This window comes from Xanthomonas sp. SHU 199 (assembly GCF_000364665.1).
Taxonomy (GTDB): Bacteria; Pseudomonadota; Gammaproteobacteria; order Xanthomonadales; family Xanthomonadaceae; genus Xanthomonas_A; species Xanthomonas_A sontii.
Genome location: NZ_AQOI01000525.1, coordinates 1 through 1875, shown reverse-complemented (window position 1 = coordinate 1875; position 1875 = coordinate 1). Strand labels below are relative to the sequence as shown.

At 71.6% G+C, this 1875-nt stretch carries 3 protein-coding genes; all 3 read right to left on the bottom strand.

Going from position 1 to position 1875, the window contains the following annotated elements; genetic code table 11:
• Positions 1 to 113 precede the first annotated feature (113 nt).
• Genes D183_RS0116020 through D183_RS0116010 form a run of 3 tightly spaced genes read right to left on the bottom strand, consistent with a single transcriptional unit; the run spans position 114 to position 1793 of the window.
• Positions 114 to 1439, bottom strand: a complete 1326-nt coding sequence (locus tag D183_RS0116020) for an alpha/beta hydrolase (protein WP_026144540.1) — start codon at positions 1437 to 1439, stop codon at positions 114 to 116.
• A 1-nt stretch (position 1440) separates the two neighbouring features.
• A complete protein-coding gene (locus tag D183_RS26545; RefSeq protein ID WP_017909893.1) occupies positions 1441 to 1617 on the bottom strand; it encodes a DUF4177 domain-containing protein in 177 nt (58 codons plus the stop codon).
• Positions 1614 to 1793, bottom strand: a complete 180-nt coding sequence (locus D183_RS0116010) for a hypothetical protein (protein WP_010341193.1) — start codon at positions 1791 to 1793, stop codon at positions 1614 to 1616. The genes D183_RS26545 and D183_RS0116010 overlap by 4 nt, the downstream gene beginning before the upstream one ends.
• Between the last annotated feature and the right edge of the window lie 82 nt (positions 1794 to 1875).

Genomic DNA, 1875 nt, shown 5'->3' with positions numbered 1-1875 from the left:
GGCGACAAGCAGCAGCGGCAGCCACAGCCACAGCCACAAGGCCAGGCCCAGCCGATGCGCTGGCGCCACCGGATACTGCCGCGCCGGGGAGGGCCGTGCAGAGCGCAGCCGGCTCATGGTGCCGATCCATGGCTGGCGGGCAGGGCGCGCACCCAGGCGGCGACATCGGCGATCAGGGTCGGGTCGACGTGGCCGGGCGTGGCGTACTCGGCCGGTCCGGGGGCGCCGCTGCCGGCGATGCCCAGGTGGTTCAGCGCGGCGTAGCGGTGCAGGGTGGCATGCGGATCGTCGGCCAGCGCCTGTTGCCACCGTTGCCAGTCCGGCGCGGTGACCTGGAAATCGCGCTCGCCCTGCAGCCACAGCACCGGCATCGGCCCGAGCGCGCGGACGTCGGCGACCGGATCGACCTGGTCGAACGCACGCCAATAGGCGGCAGGTACGTCCAATGGCGAATCGCTGCGCGCGACCTCGCCACTGCCGCGGACCTTGGCCACGCGGCGCTCAAGCTCGGCCAGCGCCGCCTGCCGCTGCGGCGATGGTGGATGTTCCTGGCTCAGCAGGTAGCGGTTCTGCTCGATCAACAGATCCAGCAGCGGTCGCGCCGGCGCCGCCCACAGCACGATGCCGGCGGTCTTGCCGGAGCGGCGTGCGACGCGGGCGGCGAGCATGCCGCCCTGACTGTGGCCCATGACCACGATGCGCGCAGGGTCGATGCCGGGCGTGCGCGCCAGCGCCGCCACCGCGGCGACGGCGTCGTCGGTGGTCTCCTCGTCCATGGTGAACCGCTGGTTGATGCGCCCGGCAAAGCTCTCCGGCAAGGCGAAGGTGCGCTTGTCGTAGCGCAGCACCGCGATGCCCTGCGCGGCAAGCCCGCGGGCGACGTCGAGGAACGGACGGTTCGGGCCGATGGTCTCGTCGCGGTCCTGCGGGCCCGAGCCGTGCACCAGGACCACCGCCGGGAACGGACCCTTGCCTGCCGGCAGGGCCAGCGTGCCCGGCAGCGGACCGACCGCAAACGCCTGTTCGCTGAAGCCGGCGTCGGCGGCGGGCGGCGCCGGCGCCGGCGGTGGTGCGGGAGTGAACAGCAGGCCGGCGATCTTGCCGTCCGCGTCGATCGACACATGTGCCAGCAGTGCGCCACGCTCGAACTGCAGGCGCTGTTCGATCACGCGCAGCCCGTGCTGCTCGCGTTCGCTGGCCGGGCCGCGCTGCTGCAGCGCGCCCAGTTGCGTGGACAGCGTGCGCCAGGCCTGGGCCAGCTTGTCGGGTGGCACCGCCTTGGCCATCGCCGGGGTGAACTCGGCCTCGACCGCGGCCAGGTCGCCGGCCTGCAGGCGATCCAGCAGCGCGCTGGCGGTCTGTTGTGGCGCCGCCGCCAGCGCCGTGAGCGGCGCCAGCAGCGCCGTCAGCACAGCCGCGAGGACCCGATGCCGGCGCATGTCAGAGCTCCCGCTTGAACAGCAGCAGCGGCTTGGTGCCCGGTAGTGCGACGACATTGACCAGTTCCCAGCCGAGCTTGCCGTGCCTGTTCAGGTCGGCCTGCAGTTCGTCCAGTTTCAGTCCCAGCATCAGATTGGTCTTGGCCTCGACGGTGAGGTATTCCCAGCGCTTGCTCATGCTTCCGGTTCCTTGTCGTCACGCGGCTTGGGCAGCCGGCCCGCCTTGCGCAGCGCGTCGCGCAACACGTATTCGATCTGCGCGTTGAGGCTGCGCAGTTCGTCGTCGGCCCAGCGCTGCGCCGCCGCCAGCACGTCGGCGTTGATGCGCAGCGGATAGGCCTTCTTCTCGCTCATGACCGCTCCTGCGGCGCTGCGTCGCTGCGCCGCAGGTGCAGCAGCATCGACACGATCAGCGCGTTCACCACCAGCAGCAGTG